At 63.8% G+C, this 20,271-nt stretch carries 17 protein-coding genes; 3 read left to right on the top strand and 14 right to left on the bottom strand.

All coding sequences use genetic code 11. From position 1 onward, the window contains the following. Positions 1-1,113: 1,113 nt before the first annotated feature. The 14 genes from MLE18_RS09910 to dut all read right to left on the bottom strand — a co-directional run bounded on the left by MLE18_RS09910 (position 1,114) and on the right by dut (position 13,856). Entirely contained in the window at positions 1,114-1,653 is a 540-nt protein-coding gene (locus tag MLE18_RS09910; RefSeq protein ID WP_243438642.1) for a hypothetical protein, read from the bottom strand. 86 nt (positions 1,654-1,739) lie between these two features. Next, positions 1,740-2,375, bottom strand: coding sequence for a hypothetical protein (locus tag MLE18_RS09905; protein WP_243438641.1), 636 nt, complete (start codon positions 2,373-2,375; stop codon positions 1,740-1,742). Positions 2,376-2,541: 166 nt separating this feature from the next. Next, positions 2,542-3,627 carry an NAD-dependent epimerase/dehydratase family protein gene (locus tag MLE18_RS09900; RefSeq protein ID WP_243438640.1) on the bottom strand — a complete coding sequence of 362 codons (1,086 nt, stop codon included), beginning with the start codon at positions 3,625-3,627 and terminating at the stop codon, positions 2,542-2,544. A 109-nt stretch (positions 3,628-3,736) separates the two neighbouring features. Then, positions 3,737-4,660, bottom strand: coding sequence for a glycosyltransferase (locus MLE18_RS09895; protein ID WP_243438639.1), 924 nt, complete (start codon positions 4,658-4,660; stop codon positions 3,737-3,739). Between the two features lie 7 nt (positions 4,661-4,667). Next, on the bottom strand, positions 4,668-6,140 hold the full coding sequence (locus tag MLE18_RS09890; RefSeq protein WP_243438638.1) for a B12-binding domain-containing radical SAM protein: 1,473 nt from the start codon (positions 6,138-6,140) through the stop codon (positions 4,668-4,670). Next, positions 6,141-7,130, bottom strand: a complete 990-nt coding sequence (locus MLE18_RS09885; protein WP_243438637.1) for a glycosyltransferase — start codon at positions 7,128-7,130, stop codon at positions 6,141-6,143. Positions 7,131-7,133: 3 nt separating this feature from the next. Beyond that, complete coding sequence (locus MLE18_RS09880; RefSeq protein ID WP_243438636.1) at positions 7,134-8,084, bottom strand: glycosyltransferase family 2 protein; 951 nt, start codon at positions 8,082-8,084, stop codon at positions 7,134-7,136. Between the two features lie 142 nt (positions 8,085-8,226). Then, positions 8,227-9,177: a UDP-glucuronic acid decarboxylase family protein gene (locus MLE18_RS09875; RefSeq protein WP_243438635.1), complete on the bottom strand. Its 951-nt coding sequence runs from the start codon at positions 9,175-9,177 to the stop codon at positions 8,227-8,229. 175 nt (positions 9,178-9,352) lie between these two features. After that, the gene (locus MLE18_RS09870; RefSeq protein WP_243438634.1) at positions 9,353-10,006 is read right to left on the bottom strand and encodes a flavodoxin family protein; all 654 of its coding nucleotides are present in this window, start codon (positions 10,004-10,006) and stop codon (positions 9,353-9,355) included. Between the two features lie 341 nt (positions 10,007-10,347). Continuing rightward, entirely contained in the window at positions 10,348-10,638 is a 291-nt protein-coding gene (locus MLE18_RS09865; protein WP_243438633.1) for a type II toxin-antitoxin system RelE family toxin, read from the bottom strand. After that, positions 10,628-10,873: a type II toxin-antitoxin system Phd/YefM family antitoxin gene (locus tag MLE18_RS09860; protein WP_243438632.1), complete on the bottom strand. Its 246-nt coding sequence runs from the start codon at positions 10,871-10,873 to the stop codon at positions 10,628-10,630. Before MLE18_RS09860 ends, MLE18_RS09865 begins: the two co-directional genes overlap by 11 nt. A gap of 230 nt (positions 10,874-11,103) precedes the next feature. After that, positions 11,104-12,003 (bottom strand): 50S ribosomal protein L11 methyltransferase, encoded by a 900-nt coding sequence (locus MLE18_RS09855; protein ID WP_243438631.1) that lies wholly within the window; start codon positions 12,001-12,003, stop codon positions 11,104-11,106. Positions 12,004-12,099: 96 nt separating this feature from the next. Further along, a complete protein-coding gene (locus MLE18_RS09850; RefSeq protein ID WP_243438630.1) occupies positions 12,100-13,299 on the bottom strand; it encodes an aspartate aminotransferase family protein in 1,200 nt (399 codons plus the stop codon). A gap of 113 nt (positions 13,300-13,412) precedes the next feature. Beyond that, positions 13,413-13,856: a dUTP diphosphatase gene (gene dut, locus MLE18_RS09845; RefSeq protein ID WP_243438697.1), complete on the bottom strand. Its 444-nt coding sequence runs from the start codon at positions 13,854-13,856 to the stop codon at positions 13,413-13,415. A gap of 202 nt (positions 13,857-14,058) precedes the next feature. Between dut and glgP the strand changes: the two genes are divergently transcribed. From glgP to MLE18_RS09830, 3 genes are all read left to right on the top strand, one after another. Then, a complete protein-coding gene (gene glgP, locus MLE18_RS09840) occupies positions 14,059-16,632 on the top strand; it encodes an alpha-glucan family phosphorylase (protein WP_243438629.1) in 2,574 nt (857 codons plus the stop codon). A gap of 108 nt (positions 16,633-16,740) precedes the next feature. Beyond that, positions 16,741-17,823, top strand: a complete 1,083-nt coding sequence (gene corA / locus MLE18_RS09835) for a magnesium/cobalt transporter CorA (RefSeq protein WP_243438628.1) — start codon at positions 16,741-16,743, stop codon at positions 17,821-17,823. Between the two features lie 69 nt (positions 17,824-17,892). Then, positions 17,893-20,241 (top strand): ATP-binding protein, encoded by a 2,349-nt coding sequence (locus MLE18_RS09830; protein WP_243438627.1) that lies wholly within the window; start codon positions 17,893-17,895, stop codon positions 20,239-20,241. Positions 20,242-20,271 lie beyond the last annotated feature (30 nt).

Genomic DNA, 20,271 nt, shown 5'->3' with positions numbered 1-20,271 from the left:
GCAAAATATTCTTGAGCTGTTTCTGAAAATAGATTAGCATGTATTCAGTTAGCATGAAGTTTTGTCGAGCGGAGTTGGAACCTCTCCGCGCTCTCTTGGAGGTGTACTGTGAGAGGAATCCCCTACGGATCGTATTTTGGGGCTTATTCGCTTCCGGAAGGATGGTATTTTTGGTTCGGCTGGCCCATGTGGCGTGTTGCTTTGTATCTGCTTCTCAAAGCGGCGGCTGTGTTCTCGCTCATTTTCATCCTTTGGTAGGGTGCAATGGAAGTTGAGTTGTCATATCAGGAACTTCGATTGTTAACTGCAGCTTTGTGGCGTGATTTTGTTGGCATTATCATGTTGTTTTGGCCAATTCTATTTGTTGTTAAATTGATACGGCCTTAAAGAAGCGCTCTATCATGGTCGTGGTGTTTGGCAATGTCAATAGAAGTGTCTTGCGGTTACGCTGATATTTTTTGTCTGGTGTGATTTTTGGAGTTTGATTTGGGCTACAACGTTTTACGCAACTTGATTGCAGATGCATGCGCAGATATTGCGTGGCTTTCGTAAAGATTCATGGAGAGCGCGATGCAGGATGAAATTGATCGTTCGGGATGGCCCCTGTGGAAGCGCATAGCTTTTGAGGTGATGATAATTCTCTGCAGTATTGTTACTGCGGGTGCGATTATAATCTGTCTGCAATATTTACTCGCCAAGTAGGTGCAGGGGAGTGTCGTGAGTACTCTGAAGTCAGATATTGTGCAAAAGTGGGTATATGGGGTGTATTTTGTTTTTATATTTTTAGGTGGCATGTTAATAAGAAAGCTCGATGTTTGTGTTATTAAATATCTGGGGCTGCTCAATGGTTAGTAAAAACGACATAAGCAGGTATTGGTCGTGTGTCGCCGTGAATTTATTTGTATATTATATTTACATAGAGCCTAATGTTTCGTTGTGTATACAGCGCTATCCGTGGTAAATTTGTTAGATCATGATATGGGTATGGGCCCTAACAAGCGTATTGCCTGCATGCCTTGTAGTTCGTGTTTCGGGCCTTATCTACTGCATGAACTGGCGGAATCCTAGCGCGTCCTGCCAGCTCATGCAGTTGCATGTTGGGTTGCTAGTAGACTAATCCATCCTGTCGCAAGTCATTCCGTCACATTCACCGGGGAATGACTTGGGGGAAGGAAAGTTTGCTGCAGCACCTGGCAATTCATCCCAGTGGTCCAGCAAAGTAGACCCTAAGGCTGAACCCAACCCAATCCATCCCGCCCTGGGTGGACTGGCTCCCACTCTTTCCGCAGCCCATTTCGCACCAAGACCTTCGAGGGTCTTATCTTTTGTTTTCTTGATCAAATCGCCCATGACGCTGTTTGTATTGCCTGGAGGATTGTCGACAGGCTGTGCATTGGGTCGATTTTGATCACCCTGGTGCTGAATCTGATTTGTCATCCTGTCAGCCCCTTGAGGAGTCGCATTCCGGTCAATGACCGTTCTCACCTCGTTCATGCCGGGCTGGTCAATCCTTACGCGTACCTCGTTGCTGTTCCCGTCAGCACTTACAGGCACCACCAGGGTCCCCCCATTGAAGTTGTCTCCAAAGTGATCGCCAGTCTGGTCCTGGGCGTTGATGAAGCTGTTAGTAAGGCCATCGACATAAGGTTCCATGTGAGTCTCCCTAATGTATGCGCTGACGGGATGGCCCGTCAGCGCGTTGCACCACCTTCGTCATCGAAGCATTGCCGCAGGTTCGGTCAGTTCGCTCCCTGGCGCCGGGCGATGCGCCGTTTGTGGTAGACCTTCGCGGCGTTTTCCGAGACCGCGCGCATCTCCCGATAGAATTCAAGCACCTCATGCGGGTCACGCTCGAACACTCCGTGCGCAGCGCGCCTGGCCGATGTGGGCAGGCGTTCCAGGTAGTGCTGCATCACGGCGTTGGTGCCTTCGAAAAGGGGATCGAGCCGCTTCAGTCTGGCGAGGAGTTTCTCTGTCCGTTGCCGCGTGCGGTGCTTCCGCGCGTCCTTGAAGTCGGCCAGGTGGCGTTTGTGGTGGAAGTCGTTCAGGTCGCGCAGGGTGTACCAGCGCAGTTGCGCATGGGATTCGGCAGGGGCGGGGCCTAGGTCGTTGGGGACGAAGGTGTCGTTCCAATGGTCCTGGAGGATGGCCAGGGCTTCAGGGTCGCTCAGGAGCGAGGCGTAGACCGCGTCAAATCCAGGGTCGTGGTACGACGAACGTTGCGCTCGGGCTGGCGGGGTCGTGGCTCGGGGCGTGGTTTGCGTCCCTGCCGGGTTAGGGTCGTCGGGGTGGGTTCCGGCCGGTACGCCGCAGGCGGCGTTCAGCCGTCGCCAGTAGGCGGCCAGATTGTCCTGGAATTCCTTTTCTGTCCTCATGGTGCGTCCTTTGTGTGGATATCCCGGTGCTTCGGGTAATGGGACGCATCATATTCAAGAAGGGGTCGTTGTCTCCCCACATAGGGCTATGTGGGGAAAAAGTTGGGGGAGAGGCAAAAAAAGGGGGCCCTAAGGCCCCCTTCGTCAATTCTCGCCAATCGCGGTTCTAGCAGGCGCCGTTCGCGCCGCCTTCCTTAACCACGTCCTTCTGTACTTCGTAGATCTCGCGCAGGATCTTGGGCACGTCGTAGGTCATCTTCCAGTCCGGGTAGTGCTCCTCGAACTTCTTGAGGCCGGAGATCCACCAGATGTGGTCGCCGATGCGGTTGGTCTCGTCGTACTCGAAGTTCATGGTGTTGCCGGTGATCTCCTGGCACATGTCGATGGCTTCCATCATGGAGCAGTTGGAGTAACGCCCGCCGCCCATGTTGTAGACCTCGCCCACGCGGGGCTTCTCGAAGAAGTGCCACAGGGAGTTGACCAGGTCGTAGCTGTGGATGTTGTCGCGGACCTGTTTGCCCTTGTAGCCGTAGATGAAGTACTTCTTGCCGGTGATGCAGCAGCGCATCAGGTACGACAGGAACCCATGCAGCTTGGTGCCGGAGTGGGCCGGGCCGGTGAGGCAGCCGCCGCGGAAGATACCGGTCTTGAGGTCGAAGTATTTGCCGTACTCCTGCACCACCACGTCGGCGGCCACCTTGGAGGCGCCGAACAGGCTGTGCTTGGTCTGGTCGATGGACATGGTCTCGTCGATGCCGCCTTCCCACTTGTGGCCGGGCTCCAGCTCGAAGCGCTTCTCCAGCTCCACCAGGGGCAGGTAGTTGGGCGTGTCGCCGTAGACCTTGTTGGTGGAGGTGAAGATGAACACGCCCTCGGGGCAGTGCTGGCGGAAGTTCTCCATCATCACCAGGGTGCCGTTGGCGTTGACGGTGAAGTCCATGTAGGGGTCGGAGGCGGCCCAGTCGTGCGAGGGCTGGGCGGCGCAGTGGATCACGGCCTTGATGGCCTTGCCGTAGCGGCCGTAGATCTTGCTGATGGCGTCGTGGTCGCGGATGTCGGCGTCGTAGTGGGTGTAGCCCTTGACGCCCTCTTCGAGGCGCTGGCGGTTCCACTCGGTGGAGGCGTCCTCGCCGAAGAAGGTCTTGCGCAGGTTGTTGTCGATGCCGACGACGTCGAAGCCTTTGTCCGCGAAGAAGCGGACGGTTTCCGAACCGATCAGGCCGGCGGAGCCGGTGACGATGGCGACTGACATGAAGTAGCTCCTTGAAGAGTAAGTTGGGGCTCCGCCCCAAACCCCCGGCAGGGCTCCGCCCTGCGCCCGCCAGGGGAGAGCCTCCCCTGGACCCGGCAACGGGGTGTATTTATTTTTTGAGTTTGCCCACCAAAAACATGAAGCCCACCATGAAACGCAGGAAATACATGCCGAAGGCCAGGTGCGGGTGCGTCAGCAGCCTGCGCCAGCGGCCATCTTCGAAAAATACGCCGAAGAACCTGTAGGGCATCCCCAACTGGCGCCGCACGTCCGGGTCGCCCGCGGGCCACTTGCCCACATAGGTCTCGAAGGAGTTGCCGTAGTAGGTCTTCTTGGTCAGGTAACGCCACAGCTCAAAGGCGGCCTCGTTGTGGAAGAGCAGCGGGGCGTCGTCCTTGGTGCGCCGTTCGTAGTCCACGAGCCAGGGCACGAAGTTCTTCTCCGGCAGGCGGGAGACGTAGGCGTCCACGTCGTCAAACTCGTAGGTTGAGAGCAGGCCCACGCGGGTGCTGTCGCGCATGAGGCGGTCGAAGTCCCAGTCTTCGGGGCCTGTGAGGCGCTCGTCGAAGCCGCCGGTGGCCTCGAAGGCCTGGCGGGTGAAGGCGCGCACGCAGTCGATCACGGTGGCGTCGTAGAAGCTGCGCTCGAAGCGGCGCACTGTGGGGAAGAAGCCCTTCCCGAGCACGATCTCCGGGATGTAGAGCGCGCCGAAACCGCGCTGCAGCATGATGACCGACTTCTCCACCACCGTGGCCGAGAGGATCATGTCCGCGTCCAGGAACATGAACACATCGCCGCCGGCCTGGGCGAAACCGAAGTTGCGCTGGGCGGAGCGCTCGGGGCCCTTGTCGAACACCTTGTCCGTATAGCGGGCCGCGATGTCCTTGGTGTCGTCGGTGGAGGCGTTGTCCACCACGATGATCTCGATCAACTCGGCGGGGTAGGTCTGGGCCTTGATGGAGGCCAGACAGTTGCCGATATTGCGGGATTCGTTGCGGGTGGTGACGACTATGGAGACGCGATCAGGGTTCATAACTGGGTTATTTTTTGCATTCCGCGCAGCCTTTGCGGCTGTTGAGCAGGTGCCCGATCAGCTTCCCGGCGGCGCGATAGAAGAAGGCGATGTCGTCCATGCTGCGGATGGAAAGCACCTTGCGCAGGATGAACGCCGGGGTAAGGGCGGCCTTATAGAGTTCGTTCTTGAATTGCAACACGTCTTCATTGGAAATGGGCGATTTCCACACGCTCTGGCGCATGTCGTAGTCGTCCCAGTCCTCGGTGGTCAGCCAGCCCTGCTTCTTGGCCTCGGCGAAGAGCGGGGTGCCGGGGTAGGGCACCACGATGGTGGCCTGGAGCGTATCCAGGTAGCCCTGAGTGAACATGCGCTTGGCGAAGGCGATGGTGGACTTGGCGTCCTCCCTGGTTTCCCAGGGGTAGCCCACCATGGTGGTGATGTGCGGGGCCAGACCGGCCTTCTTGCACATGCGCAGGGTCTGTTCGATCTGGGCCACCTTGATGCCCTTGACCAGCCTGTCCAGGGTGGACTGCACCACGGACTCCAGCCCGATGAGGATGAAGCGGAAGTTTGCGGCCTTGAGCAGGTTCCACTGCTCCTGGCTGAGCGCGCCCACGCGCATGTTGCAGCCCATGACCACGCGCTTGTGCAGGCCGCGGCGGACCATGCCCTTGCAGAAGTCCTCCAGCCATTGGCCCTTGGGGAAGCAGCCCGAGTCGTCGAAGATTTCCTTCACGCCCATGTTGGCCAGGGCCTCGATCTCGTCCAGGTGGCGCTCCACGGAGACGGTGCGGTAGTTGCGGCCCGGGTAGAGGGTGGTCCAGGAGCAGAAGGTGCACTTGCCCCACCAGCAGTCGCGCCCGGCCATGACATAGGTGCCGGGCGTGTATTTGAAGTTGCCGTTCTTGTAGGCGTACAGCTCCCAGCGGGTGAGCTTGCGGTCGATGTGGGGCAGCTGGTCCAGGTCGTGCTCCAGGGAGGCGGGGCCGCTGTCCTTGATCTCGCCGTCCTCGCGGTACCACACGCCGCCGGGCAGGGCCTCGGCCTTGCCGGAGAGGAAGTCCGCCAGCCCGGCCAGCAGGAAGTCGAAGTCGCCCCCGGCCAGCACGAAGTCTGCGGGGCAGCTCTCCATGGATTCGCGGGGCAGGGCCGTGACGTGGTCGCCCATGAGCACGACCTTGGAGCCGGGCAGGAGGCGCTTGAGCTCCTCCACGATGCGCCAGTGGCGCTTGATGACCGGCGTCTTGGACTCCATGGCGATCAGGTCCGGCTTCTCGCGGGTGATGCGGGCCAGCCAGTCGGCGTAGGTCATCTCCTCGGCGATGCCGTCGTCCCAGAACACCTGGTGCCCGCGCGCCTGGCAGAGGCTGGCCGCGTAGGAGGGCACCATGGGATAGATGTAGGTGGGGTTGGTGAACCACTGGAACTGGCGGTTCTGGGACAAAAGGGCCACGCCCTTGCTCGATTCGAGAGGCGGATAGGAGACGGATACTTTCATTTATCTGCCGAGGGTGCTCTTGAGGTCCTTGGTGAACCAGCCGCGCAGGAAGCGCCAGCCGTACCAGAGGTGCGTGAGCAGGATGTAGGGTATGGAAGCCAGGGTCACGTCCAGGGGCTCGCGGCGCAGGATGTCCAGCACGGCGATGAACTGGGTGAACAGATACACTTTGATGCCCAGCGCATACAGGCAGTCGGGCAGCATGACGAAGCCGAGCGCCAGGAAGAGCAGCCACAGCGAAGGGAGGAAGTAGGCCAGCCGCCTGGAGTTGCCCGGGAAGTTGCGGGCGAAGAAGCCGCGGTGCGCGCCGTAGTTGCCGATCTGCTTGAGGTGCTTGCACAGCCCGGAGCGACGGTGGTGCCACACGAGCATCTCCGGCAGGTACAGGATGCGCCCGCCGGCGCGCTGGGTCAGGTCCATGCAGAGCTTGGTGTCTTCGCCGGGCCAGAATTCATTGTCGAAGCCGCCCACGGCCAAAAAGGCCTCGCGGCGCACCATGAGGTTCACGGTGGGCCAGTCCTCCACGTCGCGGCGCGGGGGCAGGGGCAGGTAGCGCTGCGGGAAGCCGCCAGAAAGCCGGGAGAGGAACACCGCGCCCGAGGCCCTGGCCCAGAAAGGGTCGGAGGGCGGGGTCTGCGCGGGGCCGCCCACGGCCACCACGTCCGGTTCGCGCTCGAAGGCCAGCAGGGCTACGGTGAGCCAGGTGGAGTCGGGATAGGCGTCGTCGTCGATGAAGGCCAGATACGTCCCCTTGGCGGCCTCCGCGCCCATGTCGCGCTTGATGGCCGGGCTCACCGCGCCGGTGGGCAGGATGGTCACGGAGGGGTGCGCGTAGACGCCCTTGACCTCGTCCTCGGGCATGGGGGCGTCGGGCAGCAGGATCACCTCGAAGCGCTGTTCGCGCAGCTCGAAGATGTGGCTCAGGCACTCCTCGACGAGGACGCCCGGCTCCTTGAAGGGGATGATGATGCTGAACAGTGTCTCTGGCATGGTCTACTCCCAACGGCCCGCGCGTTCGCGGATGATGTAGAGGGGCCTTTGCACCACTTCGGTGTGGATGTGTCCGATGTAGAGCGACACCATGCCCAGCCCGCAGAGCACGATGCCGATGAGGAAGGTGTTGAACACCGTGAAAAAGGCCATGGGCGTGTAGTTGGCGCCCCAGAGCACGTTGCCCGTGAGCATGAACCCCAGGACCAGCAGCGACAGGGCGATGATGGTCAGGCCCAGGTAGCCCGTGAAGCGCAGGGGCAGGAGCGAAAAGCTGGTGAAGCTGTTCACGGCGAGGTTGAAGAGCTTCTTGAACGAGTAGCCCACCTGCCCGGTGTCGCGCGCGGGGGCCACGAAGGGGATGTAGGTCTTGCGGAAGCCCATCCAGTCGATGAGGCCCCGGAACATGCGGGTGCGCTCTGTGAACTCGAGCAAGGTGTGCACCACCTTGCGGTCCAGCAGGCGGAAGTCCGTGCTGGAGGGGGGGATGTCCAGGTCGGAGTAGCGGGTCATCACCCAATAGAATGCCTTGGAGCCGAACTTCTTCAGCGGGGAGTAGTCGGCAACGGCCTCGCGCACGGTGGCCACGATCTCGTAGCCTTCCTCCCACCTGGCGGCGAGGGTGGGGATGAGCTCGGGGGGGTGCTGCAGGTCCGCGTCGATGCAGATCACGGCGTCCACGTCGGCGCAGAGCTCCACGCCGGCGGTGAGGGCCATCTCCTTGCCGAAGTTGCGCGAGAGCATGAGGCCCTTCACGCGTTCGTCGCGCGAGGAGATCTCCTTGATTTTTTCCCAGGAGGCGTCGGCGCTGCCGTCGTCCACGAGGACGATCCGCCAGTCGTAGGGCAACGTCTCCATGACGGACCTGATACGCTGGTGGAGCGCGTCCAGCCCTTGGGATTCGTTGTAGACGGGGACGACGATGGCGATTGATTTCTGCACGGTGTCGGACATGCGCTGCTGCTGGAGGGGCCGGGCCTTGCGCCCGCCTCCGGTTTCTCCTTGGGATGGGTGTCGCTCTCGCGTGGCGGGAACCGGCCCGCAACGGCACAGACCCCCGGCCTGGGCCGGGGGTCTGGAAGCGCCGGAAGCGGTCTTATTTCCTTTTCAAAAACCAGTCAAAGTATTCGATGGTCTTCTTCAGGCCGTCGGCCAGCTTGACCTTGGGCTCCCAGCCCAGGGCCTGCTTGGCCAGGGTGATGTCCGGCTTACGCTGCTTGGGGTCGTCGGAGGGCAGCGGGCGGTACTCGATCTTGGACTTGGAGCCGGTGTACTCGATGACCAGCTGGGCCAGTTCCATGATGGTGAACTCGCCGGGGTTGCCCAGGTTCACGGGGCCGGTGAACTCGTCGGCGGTCTTCATGGAGCGCACGAAGCCGTCGATGAGGTCGTCCACGTAGCAGAAGGAGCGGGTCTGCTGGCCTTCGCCGTAGACGGTCAGCGGGTTGCCCTGCAGGGCCTGGACGATGAAGTTGGAGACCACGCGGCCGTCGTTGGGGTGCATGCGCGGGCCGTAGGTGTTGAAGATGCGGACGACCTTGATGCGCAGGTTGTGCTGGCGGCGGTAGTCGAAGAACAGGGTCTCGGCGCAGCGCTTGCCCTCGTCGTAGCAGGAGCGGTAGCCGATGGGGTTGACGTTGCCCCAGTAGGACTCCGGCTGCGGATGCACGTGCGGGTCGCCGTAGACCTCGGAGGTGGAGGCCTGCATGATCTTGGCCTTCACGCGCTTGGCCAGGCCCAGCATGTTGATGGCGCCGTGCACGCTGGTCTTGGTGGTCTGCACGGGGTCGAACTGGTAGTGAATGGGCGAGGCGGGGCAGGCCAGATTATAGATCTCGTCCACTTCGATGAAGAGCGGGAAGGTGACGTCGTGGCGGAGGAGCTCGAAGTTGGCATTATCCATGAGGTGCTGGATGTTCAGCTTGGAGCCCGTGAAGTAGTTGTCCAGGCAGATGACTTCGCAGCCCTCGGCGAGCAGACGTTCACACAGGTGGGAACCAAGGAATCCCGCGCCGCCGGTTACGAGCACTCGTTTGTTCAGATGCATGTCGGATGATCCTTTGTGGGTGAGATGAAAAGGCCTTGCCTGCGCGCTGTAAACCGCTTTGGGATGTTTGTAAATCGGGATGCGCCGCCAGGCCGGGCCGTTTCTTCGGAACCGCCGGGGGCCGCGCCTTCCGGCCCGCTCCCCGGCGGAAATTCACCTCACTTGCCGGACCGCCTCAGCCCGCTGTTCCCGTGGCGAGGCGCTTCCCCAACTCGTAGGCCTTGGCGCAGTCCCGCGGGAAGACCTCCTCGCGCCGCTTGGCCTTGGCCACCGGGTCCCACACGGAGGAGAGGTACTTGCCGTAGTCCTTGAACTGGTAGGTGTCCGTGGCCAGGAGCACCTCGCAGGAGCCGAAGATGCGGTTCATGGTGGCCTGCATCCGGCCCATGAACTTGTCGTAGGCGAGTTGCTCGAGCATCTCCTCTTTGACGTTCATGGTGTAGACCAGGGCGGTGGCCAGCTTGCCGGGGAAGATGGAGGCGTACCCCGGGGTGTAGGTGGTGAAGGGGAACATGAGCCGCTCCAGGAAGGAGCGCGTCTCGCCGGACTCGGCCCCGAAGTAGACGGGGCTGCCCACGATGAGGGCGTCTGCCGCGGCGGCCTTTTCCAGCACTGGGGTCAGGCCGTCCTGCACGATGCAGCGGCCGTAGCTCTTGCCGCCGATCTTCTTGCACTCGAAGCAGCTGATGCAGCCCTTGAAGTCGATGTCGTAGAGGTGCGCCAGCTCACAGGCCGCGCCCGCGCTCTTGGCCCCTTCCAGGGCGTTTTCCAGCAGGGTGGCGGTGTTCCACTTTTTGCGCGGGCTGCCGTTGATGGCCAGTACGTTCATGGGGTGTCTCCCTTGGTAACAGGATGAGTAGGGTTGCTCATACGGCTTTGCGGGAGCTGCGCGCAAGAACGGTCGGAAATGATAGCGAGGCACCGGGAGGGAACCGGGGGCGAGTGCGGGCAGGGGGCTGAGCCGGTTGGAGCCTCCCGGCGTTGCCGCCCCGGCGCGGCGCAGTCCGATGTATTTGAAGAACATCGGCCCGCGCCGCGCCGGGGCGGCAACACCAGGAGGCGGCGCGTCTCATGGCGTCAGAGGAAAAGCGCAAACGGTGTGAATGCGAAACCGTGTGGGAGTCCAGAGAGGCGAAGCCCCTTTGGCCGCCGGAGGCGACTCCTCCCGTATCACTTGGGCAGGCGGTCCAGCGATTTGCCGTACACACGCATGTTGTCGCGCCTGCCCACCGCGACCACGGTCACGAAGACGACGTCATCCTCGACGCGGTAAACCAGGCGGTACCCCGCCGTACGCAGCTTGATCTTATAGCAGTCCGGCATACCGCGTAGCGCCGAGGCGGGCACGCGCGGATTCTCCAGCCGCTCCCGCAGCTTCTTCTTGAACTGTTCGCGCAGGGTCGCGTCCAGCTTGTTCCACTCCTTCAAGGCAAGCTCATGGAAGCGCAGCTTATAGGCCATCTATATCCACTTCCACGAAAGGGCCGTCCGAGCGTTCCCGGACCAGGCGCGCGTCCTCCAGGTCCTCCAGGCGCTCCAGGAGCTTCTCATAGTACGCGGCGGAGAGCAGGTAGGCCTCCGGCCTGTTGTGGTTGAGCACGGCTACGGGGTCATCACCGGCCTCGCTCAGGATTGCGCTGAGGTTGCGCTTGAGCTCGGTGACGCTCACGGTCTTGTTGGAGTAGATGGTCTCCATGCGGAAGGCTCCTGTTTCGGTGCGCAATTTGGCATTAAAACTAGTGCCGTTTCAGGTGCGAGTCAACAGGAGGCGCATGCAACATGGAAGGGGAGCAGGGTGGAGAAATCATGATCGGCAGCGGTCGGGATGCGGCTAGGACGCCTTCGCAACTGACGGCCGTCCTGGTGATCCGGTCCGGACGGGAGGGAGGCTCCCGCCCGTCCGGAGTCAGACTAAAGCGATGCCATCTACACCCAGAACAACCCGCTCCATTCCCCCTCGTCCTTGCGCAGGGGCTCGGGCATGCCCAGGCGGGTGTAGGCCAGGGCCACGGCCGGGGCCTGGGTGGTCAGCAGGCCGGAGAGCACCAGCGCGCCGCCGGGCTTCAAGTGCTTGAGCAGGTAGGGGGCCATGTCGATGAGCGGCTGGGCCAGGATGTTGGCCACGATGCAGTCGAACACGGCGTCCGGGGCCAGGGCTTCGAGCCCCCCCACCACCAGGCGGATGGGGGCGTCCGGCTCACCCGAGGCGGGCAGCTTGTTCAGCTCCAGGTTCTCGGCGGCGCAGAGCACGGCCTGGGGGTCGATGTCCGCGCCGATGCCCTTGCAGCCGAGCTTGGCAAGGCCGATGGCCAGGATGCCGGAGCCGGTGCCCAGGTCCAGGAAGGTGTCGCCGGGCTTGACGCGGCCCTTGGCCACCATGTCGGCGATGCCGCCCAGGCACAGGGCCGTGGTGGCGTGGTGGCCGGTGCCGAAGGCCATCTTGGGCTCGATGATGATGGGCTCAAGGCCGTGGTGATCGGCGTCGGCCAGCCAGGGCGGCACGACCTCGAAGCGCCCGCCGATGTCGATGGGCGTGAAGAATTCGCGCCAGGCGGCGGACCAGTCCTGCTGCTCCAGGGACTCCATGCTCACCGTGGCGGCGGGCCAGCGGGAGGCGGCGTAGTCCTTGATGATGGCCGCCAGCGGGGACTCCGGCTCAAGGTAGAAGCGGAAGGTCAGGTCGCGGGTCACGGGGCCCACCAGCTCCTCCCAGCCCTGCAGGGAGTTGCCGGAGAGCCAGGCGGCCACGTCCTCGCCCAGGGCTTCGAGCTCGAAGGGGTCGATGGTTCCGGGGATGACGAGTTCGGTCTTGAGCAGCTTGGACATGGTGGCCTCACGCGTGTTTTCTATTGGAGAGCCCGCTTGTGAGCGAAAAAAAAGGCCGGGTCAAGCGACCCGGCCTCGCGATTTTCAGGCTGTTGGCTACATCGCGCCCAGCACGTCGTCCAGGGCCTGGGCGAAGCGCCGCAGCTCCTCCTGGGTGATGACGAGCGGCGGCAGCAGGCGCAGCACGGAGCCGGCCGTGAGGTTCAGGATGAAGCCGCGCTTGGTCAGCTCCTCCCAGGCCTTCTGGCCGTCCACGGCCAGGTCGATGCCGATCATCAGGCCCAGGCCGCGCACTTCCTTGATCTTGCCGGGGTTGCACTCTGCCACGTCCTGGAACAGGGCCTTGGCGAAATCCCCCAGGCGCGCGGCGCGTTCGGCCAGCTTGTCGCGGTCCATGATCTCAAGGGTCTTGGAGGCGGCGGCGCAGAGCACGGCCCCGCCGCCGAAGGTGGTGGCGTGGGTGCCGGGCACGAACCCGGCCGCAACGTCCTCGGTGGCCAGCACCGCGCCCATGGGCAGGCCGTTGGCCAGGGCCTTGGCCGAGGTGATCACGTCCGGCTCCAGCCCGTAGTGCTGGTGCGCCCACCACTTGCCCGTGCGGCAGAGCCCCGTCTGGATCTCGTCCACCATGAACAGCACGCCCGCCTCGCGGCAGGCCGCCTGCACGCCCGCGAGGTAGTCGGCGGGGAAGGGCTTCACGCCGCCTTCGCCCTGGACGATCTCGATGAGCACGGCGGCGGTCTTCGGCCCGATGGCGGCCTTGAGGGCCTCCAGGTCGCCCGCGGGCACGGTGACGAAGCCCTCGGGCAGCGGGTGGAAGCCGTCCTTGACCTTGTCCTGCCCGGTGGCGGTCAGGGTGGCCAGGGTGCGGCCGTGGAAGGAGTTCACCAGGGTGACGACCTCGTGGCGGTCCTCCCCGCGCACGGCGTGCATGTAGCGCCGGGCCAGCTTGATGGCCCCTTCGTTGGCCTCCGCGCCGGAGTTGCAGAAGAACACGCGCCCGGGCCGCCAGGTTTCCAGCAGGGCCTCGGCCAGCGCGGCCTGGGGCTCCTGGAAGAACACGTTGGAGACGTGCACCAGCTGCCCGGCCTGGTCGCACACGGCCTGGGTGACCTCGGGGTGGCAGTGGCCCAGGTTGCACACGGCGATGCCCGCCAGCAGATCCAGGTATTCGCGGCCGTCCAGGTCGTAGAGGGAACAGCCTTTGCCCTTGGCGATGGCCAGGGGGTAGCGGCCGTAGGTGTTCATGATGGACGCGCCGACGCGCTGTTTGAGTGCCTCGAATTTTTCGCTCATGGATGCCTCGCGATGGAAGATCGTCCGCGTCGCCCGCGGCGAGACGGATTCGTCAACAAAAGTCCTTAGGGAAAAGGCCGTGGCCGGTGGAGCGGGGCGTGGGGCTCGGCGCGCTAGTGCGATCCGGTGTGCCCGAAACCGCCCTCGCCTCGGCAGGTTTGGCCCAGTTCGTCAGCCGTCTCGATGGTGACCGGACGGTACGGCATGACGACGAGCTGGGCGATGCGCTCTCCCCTGGCGACGGTTCTGGGGGTTTGGGACGTGTTGAGCAGCCAGACCACGATCTCGCCCCGGTAGTCCGGGTCGATGACGCCCACGCCCTGGGCCACCACGAGGCCGTGCTTGGCCCCGAGCCCCGAGCGGGAATAGACGAACCCCGCCAGGCCCGGCTCGCAGATCTCGATGGCGATGCCGGTGCCGAAGGCGTGGCGCGCACCCGGGGCCACCACCACCTCGGGCTCGTCCATGGCGGCGCGCAGGTCCATCCCGGCGGAACCGGGGGTGGCCGGCTCCAGGACGAATTCGGACCAGATGGGGTGCAGATGCTTCACCCTCATGGTCACGGGCGCGGTGGCGGACGGGCTGACGAGGCTCACGGAGGCTCCTTGGGGTTGATCGCTCGCCCTGCACTAGCGCTTTTGGGGTCGCAGCAAAAGGAAAAAATGAAGCCCGGGCAAGCCCCTGCATCCTCCGCCTTGCCATTTCACAAAAGCCTTGGCATGGTGATGAGGCTTAATCTTTCTCTACACAAGGACAGCCATGCAACCACTGCGCGTCTACAGCGTTGTCCCCAAGTTGCCGCCCAGGCTCAAGCCGCTCTGGGAGTTGGCCTACAACCTCTGGTACTCGTGGAACAACGAGATAGCCGAGTTGTTCGCCCAGGTGGACCAGAAGCTCTGGCGCGAATGCGAGCTGAACCCCGTGGCCTTTCTCAACAGGCTGCCCCAGCGCACCCTGGAGAACCTGGCCACGGACCAGTTCTTCCTGGACAGGCTCACGGAGCTCAGGCGCAACCTGGAAGGCTATCTCGCCAAGACCAGCATCTCCATCCCCTTCCCCGAAGGGGAGAGCAAAGAGCCGGCCATCGCCTACTTCAGCCTGGAGTACGGCCTCTCCAAGGGGCTGCCCATATACTCCGGCGGCCTGGGCATCCTGGCGGGCGACCACCTGAAGTCCGCCTCGGACCTGAGCCTGCCCCTGGTGGCCATCGGCATCGCCTACCAGCAGGGCTACTTCCGGCAGTACCTCACGCCCGACGGCTGGCAGCAGGAGCGCTACCCGGTCTACGACTTCGAGCAGATGCCCATGACCCCCTGCCTGGACGCCGACGGCAAGCGGCTGCTCGTCTCGGTGGACCTCAAGGGCGACCGCGTGTACGCCCAGGTCTGGCGGGTGGCGGTGGGGCGCATCAGCCTCTACCTGCTCGACACCAACATCCAGGAGAACCAGCCGCAGTTCAAGCAGATCACCACCAGGCTCTACGGCGGCAACCTGGAGATGCGCCTCTGGCAAGAGATCCTGCTGGGCATCGGCGGCATCAAGACCCTGGACGCCCTGGGCTTCAAGCCCAAGGTGATCCACATGAACGAGGGCCACTCCGCCTTCGCGGGCCTGGAGCGCATCCGCCGCTTCATGGAGAACGCCGGGCTGACCTTCGAGGCCGCGGCCGAGCTGGTGGCCTCGTCCTCCATCTTCACCACGCACACCCCGGTCCCGGCGGGCAACGACCGCTTCCCGCCCGACCTGATGCAGCCCTACTTCGAGGACTACGCGCGCAAGCTGGGCCTGGCCTGGAAGGTGTTCCTGGCCCTTGGCCGCGAAGACCCCCGCAACGACGCCGAGCCCTTCTGCATGACGGTGCTGGCGCTGAGGCTCTCGCGCATCAACAACGGCGTGTCCGTGCTGCACGGCTTCGTGTCGCGCAACATGTGGAAGCGGGTCTGGCCGCAGTACCCCGTGGAGGACGTGCCCATCGGCGCCGTGACCAACGGCGTGCACGTGCCCACCTGGGTCGCCCCGGACCTGGCCCTGCTCTTCGACCGCTACATGGGCCCCAACTGGCGCGAGGACCCGGACTGCCCCCGTGTGTTCGAGCAGACCGAGGCCATCTCCGACGCGGAGCTGTGGCGCACCCATGAGCGCCTGCGCGAACGCCTGATCGACTTCGTGCGCCATCGCCTGCACGACCAGCTGCTGGCGCGCGGCGCCAAGCGCAAGGAGCTGCAGATCGCCGAGGAGGTGCTGGACCCCCAGGCCCTGACCATCGGCTTCGCCCGGCGCTTCGCCACCTACAAGCGCGCGACCCTGCTGCTCTCCGACCAGGAGCGGCTGGTGAAGCTCCTCTCCGACTCGTCCAGGCCCCTGCAGTTCATCTTCGCGGGCAAGGCGCACCCCCACGACAACGAGGGCAAGAAGCTCATCCAGCAGCTGGTGCAGCTCTGCGAAACCGCCGAATGCCGCTACAGCATGGTCTTCCTGGAAGACTACGACATTGAGATCGCCTCCTACATGTACCACGGCTGCGACGTGTGGTTGAACACCCCGCGCCGCCCCCTGGAGGCCTGCGGCACCTCGGGCATGAAGGCCATGTGCAACGGCGTGCTCAACTTCTCCACCCTGGACGGCTGGTGGGCCGAGGCCTGGAAGCCAGACAACGTGCTGGGCTGGGCCATCGGCCTGGGTGAAGAGTACGAGGACGCCCAATACCAGGACTTCGTGGAGTCGCAGATGCTCTACAACGTCCTGGAGAACGAGATTCTCCCCACCTTCTACGAGCGGGGCCACGGCAACCTGCCGCGCGGCTGGATCCGCAAAATGAAGGAGTCCCTCAAGACCCTCGGGCCGGTGTTCACCTCCCACCGCATGGTGGAGGACTACGCCCGCGTGGCCTACGGCCCGGCCATCGAGAACTACAACCGCCTGGTCAAGTCCGACTTCGCCGCCGCCAAGGACCTGGCCCAGTGGCGCATGGAGATGATGACCAAGTGGTCGAGCCTGCAGGTGCGCAACGTTGCGGCCACGGATCCTGGGCAGGTGTTCGTGGGCGAGCCCATCGTGGTCACCGCGGAAATCAACCTGAACGGCATCCGCCCGCAGGACGTGCGCGTGGAGGTGTATTCCGGCCCCGTGGACTACGAGGGCAAGTTCACCCAGCGCGAGACCACAATCATGCAACCCAGCGACGCCACCCAGGACGGCTGGCAGGTGTTCCGGGGCGAGGTGATGCCCGTGGAGGCCGGCAGGTTCGGCTTCACCGTGCGCATCCTGCCGCACCACCCGCTGCTCCTGGACAGCCACTCGCTCGGGCTCATCAAGTGGGCGGACCAGGGGTAGGTGGCAGGCTCGGACCGGGCAACATGACCATCCGGCAATAATCCGGCGCGGGGCTTGTGGCCCCGCGCCGTTTTCGTTTAGAGCGGCGCGAGACAAGGAGTTCCCCCGATGCTCGAACACCTCCGGCGCCGCAGCAAGGCCGTAGGCCACGCCCCAGGCACAGCCACCTACATTGGCGTTGAGCGCGACACGCCCGTCACCCTCCAGATGATCACCTACGACGTTGGCAGCGTGGATTCCGTCAACCCCAAGCATCTGCGCGAGTGCTCCTGCTACGACAAGGGGCCGGGCGTTACCTGGATCAACATCGACGGCCTCCACGACGCCGCCGTGGTGAACGAGGCGGCCGATGTGTTCAAGCTCCACCCCCTGGTGGTGGAGGACATCGTGCACACCGGCCAGCGCCCCAAGATGGAGGATCTGGGCGAGTCCATCTTCGTCATCATCAAGATGCTCAGCTTCAACGAGAAGACGCGCAAGGTCGAGGACGAGCAGGTCAGCTTCATCCTGGGCCGCCACTACCTGCTCACCTTCCAGGAGCACGCCAACGGCGACGTCTTCGGGGAGGTGCGCAAGCGCATCATGAACCGCAAGGGCCGGGTCTGCAGCATGGGGGCCGACTATCTGCTCTACGCCCTGATGGACGCCGTGGTGGACAACTACTTCATCGTGCTGGAGCGCATGGGCGAGGAGATCGAGGACATCGAGGAGATGCTGCTCTCCGCGCCCAAACCCGCACACCTTGAGGCCCTGCACGACCTGCGGCGCGAGGCCCTGTTCCTGCGCAAGTACATCTTCCCCCTGCGCGAGGTGGTGGCCAAGCTGGAGAAGGGCGGCAACGAACTGATCGCCGACAGCACCATCTTCTACCTGCGCGACCTCTACGACCACACCATCCAGGTCATGGACACCGTGGAGACCTTCCGGGACATGCTCTCCGGCATGGTGGAGCTGTACCTCTCCAACATCAGCCTGAAGATGAACGAGATCATGAAGGTGCTGACCATGTTCTCCAGCTTCTTCATTCCGCTCACCTTCATCGCCGGCCTCTACGGCATGAACTTCAAGTTCATGCCCGAGCTGGAGTGGGAATACGGCTACTACGCCGTGCTCACGCTCATGGCCTCGGTGGGTGGGGGCATGCTGCTCATGTTCAGGCGCAAGGGCTGGATCGGGAAACGATCGAAATAGCAAACAGCTGGTAGAGAGGGCCGCGTCAAAGCGATTGTCAGCGCAGGGCCTTCTCGGCTACCCTGGAGCATGAGCTTCCGCAGTCATGCAGCATGCCGGGGGCTGGTGGCCCTGGTGCTCGCCCTGATATTGTGCGGCGCGTGGCGGCCTCCGGCCAGCGCCGGGCAGGCCCCTGCCCCGGAACAACCGGCCCCGGCCAGGCGCGTGCTGATCGCTTTTGCTGAGACCCCTGAATACCTGGCCTATCCCAACTTTCTGGCCAGCTTCAAATCGACCCTCGCCGAACAGTACGGGCTGCGCCCGGACTTCTCCATCGAATACCTGGCCATGGGCCGCAACACCCGGGACTCCGGCTACGCCGCGGACCTCAAACGCTTCCTGGCAGCCAAGCACCGCTTCGCCCCCCCGGATGTCGTGGTCTCCTTCGGGGGCACCGGAGCGGCGTTCATGCTGGCCAACGGGGCGGAGATCTTCCCCGGCAGTCCGCTGGTGGTGGGCGGCGCCACCATGGGCAGGGCGCCTGACACGCTGCCGCCAGGCGTCACCGTGCTGGCCACCAGCTACGACCCGGCCCAGGCCCTGCAGGCCATCCAGCACGCGCGGCCCACGGTGCGCAACGTGGCGGTGGTGATCGGGGCGTCCCCCGCCGAGCAGCGTCTGGCCCAGGAGTGGAAGGCGCGGCTCGGCAAGGGCATCCCGGACTGCTCCATCGAGTTCGTCTCCAACCGGAGCCTGCTGGAGACGCTCGAATACCTGAACCGCCTGCGCCCCGATTCGGCCATCCTGTTCCATTCCTTCTTCCAGGACGGCTCGGGGGCCGCTTTCCACCCCCTCACCGTGTTCCACCGCATCATCAGCGAGGCGAGAGCCCCTGTGTTCGTCACCCAGGACACCTTCGTGGGAGTGGGGGCCGTGGGCGGCTATGTCATCAGCAACAGGAACGCCGGGGCCGTCGCGGCCCGCGTGGTGGGGGAGATACTCTCCGGCAACGCCCAAGGCGGGGTGCGCGACGTGGACAACACCGAGTATCTGTACGACTGGCGACAGCTCAAACGCTTAAGCATCCCCGAATCCCGGCTGCCCTCAGGGAGCCGGGTGGAGCACCGCGAGCCCACCGCGTGGCAGACCTACCGCTGGCAGATCGTGGCCCTGGCCGTGCTGCTGGCGTGTCTCTTCAGCTACATCGTCATCCTGCATGTGGCGCGGGCCAGGCACCTGCGCATGCAGGTCGAGCTGGCCCGCAGCAAGAACAAGCTCCACGCCCTGCTGGAAGCCATGCCCTCGGCCATCATCGCGGTGGACCAGCATGGGCGCGTGAGCAGTTGGAACAGGGAGGCCGCGCTCCTGAGCGGAGTGCCCGAGGAGCGGGCCCTGGGCCTGCCCCTGCGCCAGGCCTTCCCCTGGCTGGCGGACCAGGTGGGTGGGATGGACGCGCGGCAACTGGCCAGCCAGTCGCAGCATATCGAGCGCGCTGATTTCCTCCAGGGCGAGGAGCACAGGTTCCTGAGCGTCTCCATGTATGCGGTGCTTGAGGGCGAGGCCCGCGAGGTGGTGCTGCGCGTCGACGACGTGAGCAGGCAGGTGCGCCTGGAAGAACTGATGATCCACAACGAGAAGATCATGTCCCTGGGGGGGCTGGCCGCCGGGATGGCCCACGAGATCAACAACCCCCTGGGCATCATCCTTCAGTCCGTGCAGAACGTGGAGCGCAGGCTCTCCCCCTCCTTCGCCAAGAACGGGCAGGCGGCCAGCGAGTGCGGCCTGCCGCTCGCCGCCCTGGACTGCTACCTGGAGCGGCGCGGGGTGGCCGTGGCCCTCCAGGACATCAAGGAGGCCGGAGCCCGCGCGGCGGATATCGTCCGCAACACGCTGGACTTCTCCCGCAAGGACGGGGCAGGCTGTGAGCCCTGCGACCTGGTGGCCCTGCTTGGCAACATCGTGGGTTTCGCCCAGAACGATTTCGACCTGGAAAGCAACTACGACATGAAGAAGGTGCGCCTGGTCTTCGACCACGGACCCGGCCCGGTGACGGCGCACTGCTCGCGCAGCCAGATCGGGCAGGTGTTCCTGAACCTGATCAAGAACGGGGTGCAGGCCATGGGCGCGGTGGAGGCCAGGGGCTATGTGCCCACCCTGACCATGACCGTTCGCGAGGACCACGACACCTGCTATGTGGAATTCGCCGACAACGGCCCGGGCATCCCGGAGAGTGTGCAGAAGCACATCTTCGAGCCCTTCTTCACCACCAAGAAGCCGGGCAAGGGCACAGGGCTCGGGCTTTCGGTCTCCTACTTCATCGTGACCCGCAACCACGGCGGGCGCATGAGCGTCGAATCAACGCCGGGCAAGGGGGCGCGTTTCGTGGTGGCCCTGCCCAAATTCCCCCGAGGCCGCCAGCAAGGAGCCGCCGGAGCGTAAGCCGTACTGGGACATACTCTGAACTCAGGA

It is taken from the genome of Fundidesulfovibrio soli (genome assembly GCF_022808695.1).
In the GTDB taxonomy this organism is placed as follows: domain Bacteria; phylum Desulfobacterota; class Desulfovibrionia; order Desulfovibrionales; family Desulfovibrionaceae; genus Fundidesulfovibrio; species Fundidesulfovibrio soli.
The sequence above is the reverse complement of the archived record's forward strand: the minus strand, read 5'-3'. Positions and strand labels throughout refer to the sequence as shown.